1 pseudogene is annotated in these 597 nt (G+C 39.2%); it reads right to left on the bottom strand.

The window, feature by feature from the left end:
* Window positions 1-597: pseudogene (locus R8O11_RS29470) on the bottom strand (ATP-dependent endonuclease); the annotation flags it as partial.

The raw sequence follows: 597 nt of genomic DNA, 5'->3' as shown, positions 1-597 counted from the left end.
AATTTTATCGGTGAAAACTTGAGCAAAAAGACCTTTGCCAACCTTATCATCATCAATGCGCTTCAGAATTTCGTGGGCAGATACGGATTTTTCCTCAGACGTTTTCGTTGTCCATTCTTGGCCAGCAATCTGATTGAGTGTATCTATTACAGTGCTATTCCCTGTTTTAGGTTTTGGCCAAAGTGAAGCGACAACCTCAGCCATTAGAGCTACGTTATTACCTTCCATAGCCAAATCGTATTCTAGCGTCTTATACTTACTGACAAACAGGCGAGCGTTTTCAGATGAGTTGATTGAATTAACTAATTTAATTGCATGGTTCATGCCTTCAAGTAGATGTGAATCGTGTGGAATAAAGTCGACTTCTTTATCAATGGTTTCATCTTCATTTTCTTCGCTAGCGACTTGGATAGTTTGTTTCTTTGGAGGGTCTAGATCTGTAACGCCAGCACAGCGAACTGGTATATTTAGACCTTCTTGATCTTCTTCATCTTCGAGGTCAGTTAAATTGCAATATAGTCTTATGAAGTGCTTAAAATAAATGCCATTAAGGTTGATGGTCGAAACTCCCAGATCTTCTAAATTCCTTTTCCCGTC

The sequence above is a fragment of the Vibrio sp. 1288 genome, assembly GCF_033344475.1.
This window is presented reverse-complemented; position numbering and strand designations above follow the sequence as displayed.